We start from the raw sequence: 14,171 nt of genomic DNA on the forward strand, positions 1-14,171 counted from the left end.
CATCGGAGCTCATCACATGGCATTCGTCCATCTGCACAACCACACTGTCTTTTCCATGCTCGACGGCGCAACCCGTATCCAGGATATGGTCAACCGTGCCGTTGAGCTGGGCATGCCCGCCGTGGCCATTACCGACCACGGCTACATGTATGGCGTGCCCGACCTGGCGCTGGCCTGCGACGCCGTCAACCACAACACGCCCGAGTACAAAACCTGGAGCCACGACAAGGCCTTCTTGGAAAAGGACCGTCGTGACGAGCTGGTGGAGCCCGATCCCGAGGAAAACCCGCGCGAGCATGCCCAGTATGTGAAGGACATGGCCATGTGGGACGAGAAGGGCAATATCGACGAGCTCAAGCCGCCCCTGGTCATCAAACCCATCTTTGGCTGCGAGGTCTACTTTACGCCGGACGAGACCCTTGCCCGCGACCACAAGCCCGAGCTCTACCACATGATCCTTCTGGCCAAGGACCAGGAGGGCTATGTCAACCTGATGCAGACGGTTTCCGAGGCCGCCGTGCAGGGCTTTTACTACAAGCCGCGCGTGACGCTCGACAACCTGCGTCGCCATGCCAAGGGCATGATTTGCACGAGCGCCTGCATTGCGGGCATCATCCCCAAACACATCGACCGCGGCGACATGGAAGGCGCCATCAAGTGGGCCGAAACCTTCCGCGACACCTTCGATCCCGGCGACTTCTATATCGAGATTCAGGAACACGGCATTACCACCGATAATGGCCTGACCGACGAGCAGATGGACCGTACGCTCATCGACATCGCCAAACAGGTGGGCGTCAAGGTCATCGCTACCAACGACTTTCACTACCTGCGCCGCGAGGATGCGCCCGTGCAGGACGTCATCATGTGCATCGGCATGAACGCCAAGGTCGACGACCCCAACCGCATGCGCATGACCGGCTCGGAGTTTTATATGAAGACCGAGGAGGAGATGCGGGCGATGTTCCCGTATTGCCCCGAGGCCTGTGACAACACGCTCGAGATTGCCGACAAGTGCTACGTGGAACTGGACTGGGACTCCATCATCCTGCCGCGCTTCCCGTTGCTCGATCCCGGCGAGACGCACGAGAGCCAGTTCCGCCGCGAGTGCGAGAAAGGCCTGCGCCAGCACTACGGTGACGACTGGGCCACGCGCGAGATCGGCGGCGTCAACATCAAAGAGCGCTTTGAGTACGAATACAAGGTCATCTGCGACAAGGGCTTTGCCGCCTACTTTTTGATCGTCGCCGAGTACGTGCAATGGGCTAAGGACAACGGCATCGGCGTCGGCCCCGGCCGTGGCTCGGCCGCCGGCGCTATCGTCGCCTACGCCATGAACATCACCGCGTTTGACCCGCTCGAGAACGGCCTGATGTTCGAGAGGTTCCTGTCCCCGCAGCGTACCGAGATGCCCGATATCGATATGGACTTCGACGATGAGCGGCGCCTCGAGGTCGTGGAGCACGTTCGCCAGCTCTACGGCCCCGAGAAGGTCACCCACGTCATCACCTACTCGACCATTAAGGCCAAGCAGGCCATCAACGACGCCGCGCGCGTCCTGGACTACCCGGTCTACATGGGCCAGCGCCTGTCCAAGATGGTCTCGAGCGACCCCAAGGTCAAGCTCAAGCAGGTGCTCGAAAAACAACCCGGCAAAGAGGATCTGTTTAACCCCGACTTTGCCGAGGCCTATAAAAAGGATGACGACGCTCGCCGCATCATCGACACGGCGCTCTCGATCGAGGGCCTCACCCGTGGCGAGGGCGTGCACGCGTGCGCCGTTCTGATCTGCCGCGATCCCGTCAACGAGCACGTACCCACCAAGCTCGATACCAAGGGCGGCGTCGAGATTACCCAGTACGAGGGTCATACCGTTGCCGACATGGGCTTGCTCAAGATGGACTTCCTGGGTCTACGCACGCTGACGGTTATCTCTAAGGCCAAGGCTAACATCAAAAAGAACTTCGGCATCGACATCAAAGAGGAAGAGATTCCCTTTGACGACCCCGAGATCTTTAAGCTCATGGGCTCCGGTCACACCGCCGGCGTCTTCCAGGTCGAGTCCGCCGGCATGACGGCCACGATCAAGAACATGAAGCCCACCGAGTACAAGCACGTCGTGGCATTGATCGCTCTGTACCGCCCGGGCCCGCTGGGCGCCGGCATGGTCTCGTCCTACATCAACCGTATGAACGGCAAGGAGCCGGCCGTCTCCTACGATGACCGTCTGGACGACATCCTGGGCGAAACCTACGGCACCATGGTCTACCAGGAGCAGGTTATGCTCATCTCCGTCGAGATGTGCGGCTTCTCCAAGGGCGAATCGGACTCGCGTATCCGTAAGCCCGTGGCTAAGAAAAAGATCAAGCTGCTCACGTCGACGGTGCTCCACTGGGAGGATGGCTCGGACGAGACCACCTACGACCACTGGATGAACGGCGCTATCAAGAACAACTACACGCGCGAGGTCGCCCAGAAGATTTGGGACGATGTTCTTGAATTCGCGTCCTACGCCTTCAACAAGTCGCACTCCGCCGGCTACGCCATCCTGGTTATGCAGACGGCGTGGCTCAAGGCGCACTATCCGCACGAGTACATGGCGGCCGTTCTGACGTCCTACACGGGTAAGACCGACAAGATCGTGCACTACGTCTCGGCATGCCGTCACGACGGCATCCCCGTGCTGTCGCCAGATGTCAACGAGTCCGGTACCGAGTTCACGGCTACCAAGGAGGGCGTGCGCTTTGGTCTGGCCGGCATCCGCGGCGTGGGCACCGGCGTGGCGCAGGCGATTATCGCCGAGCGCGAGGCGGGCGGCCCGTTTAAGACGCTGCACGACTTTGTCGAGCGCGTGGACTCCAGCCAGGCAAACCGCCGCGTGATCGAATCGCTCATCAAGGCAGGCGCCTTCGACTCCACGGGGTATCCGCGTCGCCAGATGATGCACTTTGTGGACAAGAACAACCCCGAGAACATCATCGATGCCGCAGTAAAGCGCCAGAAGGATCGCGCGAGCGGCCAGACGTCGTTCTTCGATATGTTTGGCGACGTTGAGGGCTCGGGCTTTGAGGTGAGCGTGCCCGATCCGGATGGCCAGGAGTGGGACCGCCACCTTAAGCTGAGCCAGGAGAAAGAGGTTCTGGGCATCTATGTCTCGGACCACCCGCTGCGCCCGTTTGAGTATGCACTTAGCAAAGCGCGCGACTTCTCGTTCTCGCAGATCGACACCGGCTATGAGGTGCAAAACCCCACGGGCGGTACCATCAACCAGGAGATTCCCGAGGGCAAGGCGCTGTGGTGGGCCGGCATGGTCTCGAGCGTGTCCAAGCGCGTGACCAAAAACGGCGACCCCATGGGCATCGTGCAGCTCGAGGACATGGAAGGCGAGGCCACGGTCGTGGTGTTCCCCAAGACCTACAAAGAGGCCGAGGGGTATCTGTACGGCGAGGTCGATCCCGAGACCGGCGCGCAGCTGTCCGACGCGTTTGTGCGCATTAAGGGCAAGCTCGAGCGCTCGGACCGCGGCGACCAGATCATCGCGCAGGAGATTGTGCCGCTGGAGCTTAGCGAGGAGAAAAACAAGCCCAAGGTCTTTGAGGTCATGGTGCCCAACAGCCGCTTTAGCCAGGGCAATATGGCGCGCCTGGCCACGGTGCTCACCACCAACCCGGGCGGCGACCGCGTGGAGATCTTTATTGAGCAAGTCGACGGGCGCGTGCTGCGCGCTGAGGTGCCGGCCAAGGTCAATGCACGCTCGATTCCGCTGCTGGCAGAGGCAAAGGCGATTGTGGGTAACCAGGGCCGCGTGACGGTTATCTAGGATGCCTTTGCCGGGGTAGCTAATTTGGGACGGGGCTATTTTAGCTACCCTTTGGCTGATGGCGAATGAGTCGGGGTCGGAATACATCTCAACCGACATATGGGGGTAGCTAAAATAGCCCCGTCCCAAATTAGCTACCCCGGGTGAGATTGGAGGAAGTGATGGCGCAGGGGACGTTTGCGCAGGCGCTTCGTAAGGAGGCGGCGCTCGGCAGTACCTTTATGAAGGGGCGTTCGCTCATGCTCAACGGCGCCGTGCTGTCGATCGAGGACAGCGGCTCGCGCTTCTCCAAAAACGTGACGGTTGAGGGCTCGGTGCGCGGCTCGCGCGGCGACCTGTACAAGACGCACGTGGCGCTTGACATGGACGAGCACGAGGTGATCGACTACGACTGCGATTGCCCCGCCGCCTATCGTTACCCCGGCATGTGCAAGCACGCCATCGCCACGGCGCTGGCGTACCTGGACGCCAGCGGTGCCGAGCCCGTCGAGGGCCTGCGCACGCCGGTCCGCACGTTTACGGCGCAGCCGAAACAGCCCGCGCGCACCGCGCCCAAAGCGCCGGCCGTCAATCCCAACTTTCCCTTTCCGGCGCCCGTCCCCACGAGTCCCAGCCTCATGGCGGCGCTCTCCGATCTTTCGGACGCGCGCATGGATGAGCTGGCGAGCATGCGCCGCAAGCTCGCCAGCAGTGTGGATCCCGATGCCCCCAAGGCGGTGTTGGAGCCCTCGCTGGTGCCGTACTACAATCCGCTGTTCGCAGACCGCTTTAGCTGGGCGCTCGAGTTCCGCATTCGCTGCGGTTCGGTGTCCTACGTGGTCAAGGATATCGACGGCATGGCCGACGCCTATGTCCGAGGCGGCACCTTCTCGTACGGTAAGAAGCTCACGTTTGCCCATACGCCCGAAGCCTTCGAAGACGTGTCGACAAAGCTGCTCAACCTTGTTGTGACGACAGTTGCCTATCTCGATGACATCACAAGCTCGCGTTCGGCGTCGTACGACTTTGCCCGCAGCGGTTTTGTCGCCGAGCGTCAGTTGCCGCTGTCCGAGCATAGCATCGTATATGTGCTGGACCTGCTGCGCGGCCAGACCATCTCCTTTGAGCCCGCTTGGTCGCGGGGGACGACGACGCATCGCACCTATGACGTGGCGGTTGAGCTGTCTCCGCAAGGGGAGGACGAGGCGTCCGCTAAGCGCCCACCGCTCCTTGCCGCCAAAATCGCGCCGGCGGCTGGTGGTAGCTACGATCTGCGCCTGCCGGCCGATGCATACTGCTTTGCTTCGGGCGACGTAGCTTATCTGGTCGACACCCGCCGTGCGCGCCGCACCGATGTAGCGTTTGCCCAGCATGCGGCGCCGTTCCTATCGCGCTTGCTGCCCTGTCGCACGCCAGTCCATATCGCTGCCGACCAGGTGGGGGAGTTCTGTCGTATGGCTCTGCCCATTTTGCGCGACTATACCGACCTTACCGCGCCCGCTGCGCTCGATACCGTGGCGCCCGAGCCGAGCTTTGCTATGGCAATCGGCGTCGACGATGGGCTCGTGACCTGCAAAATTACGGTTACCTACGGCGACTGGTCGGCAGACCTCTTTAGTCTGGGCGCTCCGGGCAGCCCCTTCGAAGAGCAGCGCCCGGGCGTGCCGCCCCGCGACGAGGTGGCGGAGTTTCGCGTTATGGACACGGCGGCCCTGTACTTCGATTTCTACGAGGGCGGTCTGGCGTTTGAGGAGCGCGATGACGAGAGCTTGTTCTGCCTGCTGACCGAGGGCCTATCCGCCCTGTCCAAGCTTGGTGAGGTCATGCTCAGCGACCGTCTGCGCCAGATTTCGGTCCGCCCCGCGCCCAAGCTTTCGGTGCGTGCGACCGTCAAGAGTAACCTGCTCGACGTCGAACTGAGCGCGAGCGGGCTTTCGGCGGCAGACCTTGCCATCTATCTGGACTCCTACAAGCGTCACCAGACGTTTGCGCGCCTTACGTCCGGCGACATCATTCGCCTGGACGAGGGCGCCCGAGCCGCGTTTGGCCTTGCCGAGGATCTGGGGGTCGATGCTGTCGACCTGCTCGACGGCGTGTCGCTTCCCGCGTCGAGTACCCTGTTCGTCGACAGCATGCTTGCGCGCACGCCGGTGCTTGAGGCCGATCGCGACGCTGCGTTCCGCCGTACCGTCGAGCGCCTGGACACGCTCGGCAAGATGGACTTTACGGTACCTGCCTCGCTCAAGGCCACGCTGCGTGGCTACCAGGTCGACGGCTACCAGTGGCTCGGCTCGCTCGAACACCTGGGCCTTGGCGGTATTTTGGCCGACGACATGGGTCTGGGCAAAACACTCCAGATGATCGCGCATATCCTGGCGCGCGTGGAGGCGGGGGACACTAAGCCCACGCTTGTGGTGTGCCCTGCGTCGCTTGTGTACAACTGGACCGCCGAACTGGAGCGCTTCGCCCCGTCGCTCGATGTGTGCGCCATCGTGGGCGCCAAGGCCCAGCGTCGCGTGCAAATCGCCGGCGTGGCCGAGCATAACGTGGTCGTGACGTCGTATGACCTTATGCGCCGCGATATCGATGAGTACGCCGAGCAGGACTTTGCCCGTGTGGTGCTCGACGAGGCCCAGTACATTAAAAACCCGCTCACGCAGGTGGCGCGCGCCGCAAAGCGCCTGCCTGCCGGCGTGCGCTTTGCCCTGACGGGCACGCCCATCGAAAACCGCCTATCCGAGCTCTGGAGCATCTTCGACTTTTTAATGCCGGGCCTGCTCGGCACGCGCGAGTCGTTTGCCAAGCGCTTCGAAAGCCCGGTCGAGCATGCCGAGGGCGACAGTGCCGCTCGCCTGCAGGCGCTCGTGTCGCCGTTTGTGCTGCGCCGTGTCAAGGAGGACGTGGTGGCCGACCTGCCCGAGAAGATCGAGGATACGGTCATGGCGCAGCTCACCGGCGAGCAGCGCAAGCTCTACCTGGCCAACCAGGACCGCATCGCCCAGCAGGTGCAGCACCGCGAGTCATCCGAGTTTAAGAAAGACAAGCTCAAGGTGCTCGCTGAGCTCACCAAGCTGCGCCAGATCTGCTGCGACCCGCGTCTACACTACGAGGATTACAAGGCGGGGAGCGCCAAACTCGATACGTGCATGGAGCTCGTGCACGGCGCGCTCGACGGCGGGCATCGCATCCTGTTGTTCAGCCAGTTTACGGGTATGCTCGATATCATCGGTAAGCGCTTGGCCAAGGAGGACATCGCCTTCCTTAAGCTCACGGGCGCTTCGTCTAAGGAGAGCCGCGCCAAGATGGTCGCGCAGTTCCAAGCGGGCGAGGTTCCGGTCTTTTTGATTTCGCTCAAGGCGGGTGGCGTGGGCCTTAACCTGACGGCTGCCGACGTGGTCATTCACTACGACCCGTGGTGGAACGTGGCGGCGCAGGACCAAGCGACTGACCGTGCACACCGTATTGGCCAGCAACATGCCGTGACCGTGTACAAGCTCATCGCCAAGGACACGATCGAGGAACGCATTATGCAGATGCAGGAGTCCAAGCGCGACCTGGTCAACAGCGTACTCGGCGGCGACGGCATCTCGTCGGCACTGTTCACGCGCGAGGATGTTCTGGCGCTTCTCGGCGGCGACGGGCGCTAGCCGCGCGCGGGGTGGGACTGCTGGAGTGGGCAGGACGGTCGACGCATTTTGGCCCGACCGCTTGCCTGATCCGTTATGTGTTCATTTGCAATGCCGTGGATGGTTTGTCTGCCTTTGGGCATAAGAACCATCAAGAACATTGGCACATCAGCAAAGGAGAACATCATGGCGAAATTCTTTAAGGACCCCGACGGTAAGCTCATCGCTGCCCTTGGCGACGACGTTGCGACCCCTGCCGGTTGCACGGAACTGACCGCAAACACTGAGGACGCGGCGCACGAGAAGCACGTGCCTGTTGTCGAGACCGAGCGCGACGGTCACGTGATTCGTGCACGCGTTGGCTCGGTCGAGCACCCCAGCCTGCCCGAACACTACATTGAGTGGATTGCGCTTGAGGCCGAGGGCCGCTTAGAGGTTCATTACCTTGAGCCCGGCATGAAACCCGCGACGTTTTTCGCGGGCGGCTCCAAGACCGGTACCGTCTATGCCTACTGCAACCTGCACGGGCTGTGGTCCGCGACATTCTAGGAGCGCGCCCCCGCTCGGGGTATCATAGCTAGCATATGCACATGCAAGCGCCGACTGCATTATGCGGCCGGCGCTTTTACTACGATTTCGATGGTTTACGACGGAAAGGGCTGAGCCATGAAGCTCGCGTTTGCACAGATCGATATGCGCCTGGGTGATATTGAGGGCATTTGCGGCCGCATCGAGGACCAGGCTCGTCTGGCCCACGAGCGCGGAGCGCGCGTGCTGTGCGTTCCGGCTCCGCTCTTTATGGGCGCCATGCCCGGTGGCCTGGTGGGCGCTGCCGACTTTGAGCACGACATGCTTGCCGGCTTGACTGGTGTCGCCGAGCGTATCCAGGAGCTTGACATGATCTGCATCGTGCCTGCGGCGGTTTCGTTTGAGGGCCAGCCGCTGCTCGACTACATGATGCTCAAGGACGGTCATGTGGTGCCGGCGCGTTCGAGCATTGCCCTGCAGCGTGGCGAGAACAACGACACACGTTGGGCGCCGCCGGTGTTCGACGTGGACGGCGTGCGCATCGCCGTGATTTTTGACTTGGACCGCGAGCTCGAGATGTTGCCGACCGGCGTCGACCTCATCGCGTATTTCCAATTCAACGCGTTTGACATGACCGACCGCGAGACTGCCGCCATTGCCGCCGTTCGCAGCGGCGCCTACCGCAAGATCGCATCCAAGCGCAGCGTGTGGTTTGTCTGCATGGCGCCGGTCGGTGCCTATGACGAGTCGGTGTATACCGGCGGTTCGTTTGTGCTCGACGACTGCGGTCGCGTGGTGGCCCAGGCGCCGTGTTTTGAGGAGAGCCTGCTGGTTCAGGAGATTCAGCGTGGCGTGATGCTCGATGCCCTGGAAGATCACGAACTGCCCGAGTTCCGTTCCGAGGAGTGGCTGTGGCAGGCGCTGGTGCTCGCCGTGCGCGACAACGCCCGAGCTCACGGTGCTTCGCGTTCTGTGGTGGCACTCGAGGGTGACTTGCCGTCGTCCCTGCTGGCGGCGCTGGCCGTCGACGCTCTGGGCCCGCGCAATGTGATTGGCCTGGTGCTGGGGCGCAACCGTATCTTTACGCCGGCGCAGGAAGAGGCCGAGGCTGCCCGCTGTGCCGCCGTCCGCGCCATCGCCGAGCGTTTGCACATTCGCACCGTCGAGCGCGATGCACCGGATGCGGCGCGTGTGCTCGATCGCGACGTGTCGGCGGGCGATGCCGAGCGTCTGCGCTCGCGCACGCTGGGCCTCATGTTGGAGGACACGGCGCTCGAGCTGGGTGCGATGGCGCTGAGCCCGCTGTCCAAAACCGAGTACGCGCTGGCGGCGCCGGCGCTTTGCGGCGGCTACCAGGGCGACTTTGCGCCCTTTGGCGATGTGTACCTGTCGACGCTTGAGTTTGTGGCGCGTGTGCGCAACCGCACGTCTGCCGTGGTGCCCCAAGAGCTCGTGACGCTCAACGCGGTGGAAGATTGTATGGAGCGAGTGCTGGCGCAGGCGCTCTCGACGCTCGACGGTCCGGTCGATATGCTCGACCGCGCGGCGCAGCTGCTCGGCGGGCTTGAGCCGGGTGAGGTCGATGGGGCGCTCGAGGCGCACGTGGACCGCAATCGATCTTTCGACGACATCCCGATGGCCGCTGGCAAGCCTGAGACCTGCTCGCTGCTGCTGATGCTCGTTCGACAGGGTGAAGCTGCCCGCCGCATGTTGCCGATGGCGCCGATCGTCTCGGCCCGTTCGTTTGCCGAGCGTGCCTGGCCGTACATGCTCGCGTGGTCCGACCTGGGGCTTAACGGCAAGGAGCGTATGACGGTCGATTCGCTGGCGCGCGCCGAGGTGCGCCGTTTTGCCGACGAGGATACGAGCGAGCGCGTGCGAAACGAGATGATGGGCGTGCTGGGCGAGCTACTGGGTATTTCGCCCGAGCAGATGGAGGAGCTGCGCTCTGAGGATGGCCAACGTCGTCTGCATGAGGGTATGAAAAAGTTCGAGGGCGAGGTTCAGGACGCCATCGATAAGATGATGGGCGGTCAGGGCGGCTCGCAAGGTAGTCCCCAGGGTGGCCCGATGCCGCATCCGCCGGTTGATCCCCGACAATTTCCGTTCTTCTCTCAGAACTAGGTCGCTGCGCGCCCGCCAGAGCGGCAATCTGCCTTTCAATCGTCGGACATGACCGCCAGGTCAATGCCCTCCTCTTTCAAGGCACCTTGCTCGCTCTGGCGGGCGCTCGCTTGCGTATACTCAACCTACAATTCGATCTCGGCTGACTTATAGGGCTAGCGTTGTGTTATTCTAGAACAGACGTTCGTGAATGATGCGCGGGGCCTTGTCTTGCGCTGTGCTTGTGGCGAGGGGAGGTTGGCTTGGTTATCTTGGGCATTGACCCCGGTTTGGCTCATACGGGTTGGGGGATTATCGAGGAGCGGCGTGGCGAGGTTCGCTGCCGTGCCTATGGCTGCATCGAGACCAGTGCAGGAAGTCCGCTCGCGGTGCGCCTGTCGCATATCGCCCGCGACCTCAAGGGTGTCGTGGAGCGCTACCGCCCCGATACCGCTGCTATCGAGAGCATTTACTTTGGCGCCAACGTTCGCTCGGCCATCCCTACGGCCCATGCCCGCGGTGCTGCACTCGTGGCGCTTTCGGAATGCGCGCTCGAGATTGGCGAGTACACGCCCATGCAGATCAAACAGGCTGTTGTGGGCACCGGCGCCGCGGACAAACGGCAGGTCGCCTACATGGTGCGCACGCTCACGCAGCTCGACCACGACCCGCATCCCGACCATGCCGCCGATGCCTTGGCCTGCGCCATCTGCCACGTAAACCTCAGCCGCACCCGCGCCCTCACCGGTGGCGAGTTCTATCAACAGAGAGGAACCGGATACTGATGATTTCCCAGCTCCATGGAACGCTTGTCGAGGCCACGATGAGCTCTGCTGTCGTCGATGTGTCGGGCGTTGGCTTTGAGCTCGGCATTTCGGGCAGCACTGCGGCCACGTTGCCGACGCCCGGTGGCGAGGTCTGCCTCTACACGCGTATGCAGGTGCGCGAGGACGCCATGACACTTTTCGGTTTTTCCTCAAAGGATGAGCGCATGATGTTCGACCGGCTCGTGTCCGTTTCGGGCGTTGGCCCGCGCCTGGCGCTTGCCGTGCTTTCCACCTATACCGTGGGGCAGCTGTATTCGCTGGTGATGGCCGAGGATGACAAGGGCATGGCCAAGGTACCCGGTGTGGGCAAAAAGACAGCTCAGCGCCTGATCCTGGAACTCAAGAGCACCTTTGCCAAGGATAAGGGCTTTGTGCCGGTCGACGTGATTCCCGGCCAGGTTGCGATGCCCGTGCCCGCTGCTGCTCCCTCGGCCATCGATGATGCCCGTGCGGCGCTCCTTTCCATGGGCTTTAGCCCGCAGGAGACCGATGTTGCCCTGAGCGGGTATGATGGGCAGAATATGCGTGTCGAGGATCTGCTCGGCGCGGCGCTTAAGCGACTCGGAATGGATGCGTGATGTGGGAAGCCGATGACTCTCAGGACCTGTGGGCGACGCCCGGCAACTCGCCGGCGGCATCCATGGCGCACGGCGAGCGCATGGTGGGCTCGGAGCTGACGGCCGAGGACCTCGATGTCGACCGCACTTTGCGCCCCCAGCGCCTGGACGACTACTGCGGCCAGGAGCACATCAAGCAGAGCCTGCGCGTGTTGATCGAAGCGGCGCAGAGCCGTGGCGAGACGCTCGACCACGTGATTTTCTCGGGTCCTCCGGGTCTGGGCAAGACCACGCTGGCCACCGTTATCGCCAACGAGCTGGGCGCTCAGATCAAGACCACGAGTGGCCCTGCCATCGCGCGCACGGGTGACCTGGCGGCCATCCTTACTAACTTGCAGCCGGGTGATGTGCTGTTTATCGACGAGATCCACCGCCTCAACCGTTCGGTCGAGGAGGTCCTGTACCCCGCGATGGAGGACTTTGCCCTCGATATCGTGATTGGCAAGGGTCCGGCGGCGCGCTCGATTCGCCTGGATATTCCCAAGTTTACGCTGGTAGCGGCAACGACCCGCTCAGGCATGTTGACCGGCCCGTTGCGCGACCGCTTTGGCATTTCGTATCGCCTGGATTACTACACGGTCGAGGAGCTCGCGCAGATTGTGACGCGCTCGGCGACTATCCTGGGCGTGACGATCGACCATCCCAGTGCACTCGAGATCGGCTCGCGTTCGCGCGGCACGCCACGTCTTGCCAACCGCCTGCTCAAGCGCGTGCGCGATTACGCGCAGGTGCGTGGCAACGGCCCCATCGAGCTCGATATCTGCCGCCAGGCGCTCGAGTTTTTTGAGATCGACGAACTCGGTCTGGACTGGATGGATATTCGCATTTTGGAGACGCTCGCCAAGACGTTCTCCGGCCGTGCCGTGGGACTTACGACCCTTGCCAGCGCGGTGGGCGAGGACCCGGGCACGCTCGAGGATGTCTATGAGCCCTATTTGCTGCAGTGCGGGTTGATGATTCGTACGCCGCAGGGCCGTCAGGCAACCCTTCGCACCTTTGAGCACCTGGGGATTGAACCTACCGTTTAGGGCGCTTTGTTTTGGCGGGCTGTTGGACTATCGCTGGGCATCGGGTAAACATATCGCCGTTCATCGGTTATGGGCGTTTTACTATTGCGCGCCCGTGCTATGCTGAATTGGTCTTTTTCTCATTCGGTAACGAAAGGACCGCCCATGCCTACTGACATCGAAATCGCACGTTCTGTCACGCCGCTGCCTATTACCGAGGTGGCCAAGAACGCCGGCGTCGACGTTAAGCACCTTATTCCGTACGGCTTCGACAAGGCTAAGGTCGACTATTCACTGCTCAACGAGCCGACTGATCACCAGGCCAAACTCGTCCTCGTGACCGCTATCAACCCAACGCCTGCGGGCGAGGGCAAGACCACCACGACCATCGGTTTGGCCGATGGCCTGCGTCGCCGCGGCGTCAAGAGTGCCGTGGCCCTGCGCGAGCCTTCGCTCGGCCCCGTCTTTGGCGTTAAGGGTGGTGCCGCCGGCGGCGGTTGGGCCCAGGTCATCCCTATGGAGGACATCAACCTGCACTTTACCGGCGACTTCCACGCTATCGGTGCCGCCAATAACCTGCTGGCCGCCATGCTTGATAACCACATCCAGCAGGGCAATCAGCTCGGTATTGACGTTAAGCGCATCACTTGGAAGCGCGTCGTCGATATGAACGACCGTCAGCTGCGCCACGTTATCGACGGCATTGGCGGCAAGGCCCAGGGGGTGCCGCGCGAGGACGGCTTCGACATCACTGTTGCCTCCGAGGTCATGGCAATCCTGTGCCTGTCCACGAGCATCAATGACCTCAAGGAGCGCCTGGGCGAGATTGTTGTCGGCTACAGCTTTGCCGGCGAGCCCGTCCGCGCCCGTGACCTTAAGGCTCAGGGTGCCATGGCCGCGTTGCTTAAAGACGCGCTCAAGCCCAACCTGGTGCAAACGCTCGAGGGCACGCCCGCGTTTGTCCACGGTGGCCCCTTTGCCAACATTGCTCATGGCTGTAACTCCATCATGGCCACGCGTATGGCGATGCGCTTTGGCGATGTCGCCATTACCGAGGCCGGCTTCGGTGCCGATCTGGGTGCCGAGAAGTTCCTCGACATCAAGTGCCGCATGACGGGCGTTCGCCCCAGCGCCGTCGTGATCGTCGCGACCGCTCGTGCGCTGAAGTACAACGGTGGCGTCGCCAAGGCCGATCTCAACGAGGAGAACCTCGAGGCACTCAAGGCTGGCATGCCCAACCTGCTGCGTCACGTCGACAACATCCAGAACGTATATGGTCTGCCCTGCGTGGTCGCCATCAACCGCTTCCCGACGGACACCGAGGCCGAGCTCGCGCTCATTGAGTCCGAGTGCCAGAAGCTCGGCGTCAACGTTAAGCTTTCCGAGGTCTGGGCCAAGGGCGGCGAGGGCGCGCTCGAGCTTGCCGATGAGGTTATGCGTCTGATTGAGCAGCCGAGTGAGCTCAAGTTTGCCTATGAGGACGGCGCTGATGTCGCCGACGCCCTCGAGGCCGTTGCCACCAAGGTCTACCGCGCCGACGGCGTTGACTTTACGCCGGCCGCCAAGCGCCAGCTCGCCGAGCTGCGCGAGAACGGCTTTGGCAACCTGCCGGTGTGCGTCGCCAAGACGCAGTACAGCTTTAGCGACAACGCCAAGGCCCTGGG

General features: G+C 62.4%; 8 protein-coding genes. All 8 read left to right on the plus strand.

Features of this window, described 5'->3' with window-relative positions:
• Positions 1-16: 16 nt before the first annotated feature.
• Positions 17-3,820, plus strand: a complete 3,804-nt coding sequence (gene dnaE / locus ARB25_RS03210) for a DNA polymerase III subunit alpha (protein WP_055285735.1) — start codon at positions 17-19, stop codon at positions 3,818-3,820.
• A gap of 161 nt (positions 3,821-3,981) precedes the next feature.
• Positions 3,982-7,446, plus strand: a complete 3,465-nt coding sequence (locus ARB25_RS03215) for a DEAD/DEAH box helicase (protein WP_055285737.1) — start codon at positions 3,982-3,984, stop codon at positions 7,444-7,446.
• A gap of 165 nt (positions 7,447-7,611) precedes the next feature.
• Positions 7,612-7,974, plus strand: coding sequence for a desulfoferrodoxin family protein (locus ARB25_RS03220; RefSeq protein WP_055285739.1), 363 nt, complete (start codon positions 7,612-7,614; stop codon positions 7,972-7,974).
• 117 nt (positions 7,975-8,091) lie between these two features.
• Positions 8,092-10,077 carry an NAD(+) synthetase gene (locus ARB25_RS03225; protein ID WP_055285741.1) on the plus strand — a complete coding sequence of 662 codons (1,986 nt, stop codon included), beginning with the start codon at positions 8,092-8,094 and terminating at the stop codon, positions 10,075-10,077.
• 242 nt (positions 10,078-10,319) lie between these two features.
• Entirely contained in the window at positions 10,320-10,841 is a 522-nt protein-coding gene (gene ruvC, locus ARB25_RS03230) for a crossover junction endodeoxyribonuclease RuvC (RefSeq protein WP_035137351.1), read from the plus strand.
• Entirely contained in the window at positions 10,841-11,461 is a 621-nt protein-coding gene (ruvA, locus tag ARB25_RS03235) for a Holliday junction branch migration protein RuvA (RefSeq protein ID WP_055285743.1), read from the plus strand. The genes ruvC and ruvA overlap by 1 nt, the downstream gene beginning before the upstream one ends.
• On the plus strand, positions 11,461-12,528 hold the full coding sequence (gene ruvB, locus ARB25_RS03240; protein WP_022095140.1) for a Holliday junction branch migration DNA helicase RuvB: 1,068 nt from the start codon (positions 11,461-11,463) through the stop codon (positions 12,526-12,528). The genes ruvA and ruvB overlap by 1 nt, the downstream gene beginning before the upstream one ends.
• A 144-nt stretch (positions 12,529-12,672) precedes the next feature.
• Positions 12,673-14,171, plus strand: a 1,499-nt coding sequence (locus ARB25_RS03245; RefSeq protein WP_055285857.1) for a formate--tetrahydrofolate ligase, incomplete at its 3' end; no start/stop codon positions are given.

This window comes from Collinsella aerofaciens, from assembly GCF_001405375.1.
Lineage (GTDB): Bacteria > Actinomycetota > Coriobacteriia > Coriobacteriales > Coriobacteriaceae > Collinsella > Collinsella aerofaciens_F.